The 979-nt window shown below is 65.4% G+C and carries 1 protein-coding gene; it reads left to right on the forward strand.

Translation table 11 applies throughout. The features are described from left to right. Window positions 1–120: 120 nt before the first annotated feature. Window positions 121–979 (forward strand): IS630 family transposase (locus tag ACFFNX_RS51145; protein WP_378213759.1); only part of this gene is annotated, 859 nt, incomplete at its 3' end.

Consider the following 979-nt stretch of genomic DNA (forward strand, 5'->3'; position numbering starts at 1 on the left):
AGCCCAAGCACGCAGGAACCACTTCCGGCGACGCTTGCGCCTCCAGGTCCTACAGATCTAGCCATGTAGTACTAGTGTCCTGCGCCGGAAAACTTGGTTTTAAATCGGTATGTTTTGTTCATGGCGCGGATGGGCCGTCCTGCGGCCGAGGTGAAGCTGACCGATGATGAGCGTGATCAGCTTGTTCGTTGGTCGATGGGGTCGTTGTCGCAGAAGGTCGCGTTGCGGGCGCGGATCGTACTGGCGTGTGCGGAGCCGGGTGTGGTGAACGAGGGGATCGCGGCCGAGGTGGGGGTGACCACGGCGACGGTGGGTAAGTGGCGTAAGCGGTTCATCGAGGCCCGGCTGGATGGCCTGGCCGATGGTGAGCGTTCCGGGCGGCCCAGGGCTGGCCTGGTGCTGAGTGAAGACGAACGTGTCCAGTTGGTGTGGTGGTCACGGCGTGCCAAGAGCTCCCAAGCGCTCGCGCTCAGGTCCAAGATCGTGTTGGGCTGTGCGGATGGCGGCTCGAACAAGCGGGTGGCGGCTGATCTGAGGGTGTCGGCGGGCATGGTCGCCCGGTGGCGGCGTCGTTTCATCGCCGAGCGGTTGGGAGGGCTGGTCGATGAGCCGCGGCCGGGCCGTCCGCCCTCGATCCTGCTGGATCAGGTCGAGCAGGTGCTGGTGGCGACGCTGGAGGAGACGCCCGAAGGTGCCACGCACTGGTCGCGGGCATCGATGGCCAAACGCAGCGGGTTGTCGGAGTCCACGATCGGGCGGATCTGGCGCAGGTTCGACCTCAAGCCGCACATACAGGACTCGTTCAAGCTGTCCACCGACCCGCAGTTCGTGGACAAGGTCGTCGACGTGATCGGGCTCTACCACAACCCACCTGAGCGGGCCGTGGTTCTGTGCGTGGACGAGAAAAGCCGTGCGCCACGAGGCGCTGATGGATCCGTGCGGGAGGAAGGGCCCGCCGCCGGTCATCGCAGTGACCGGT

It is taken from the genome of Actinoallomurus acaciae (assembly GCF_042429965.1).
Taxonomy (GTDB): domain Bacteria; phylum Actinomycetota; class Actinomycetes; order Streptosporangiales; family Streptosporangiaceae; genus Actinoallomurus; species Actinoallomurus acaciae.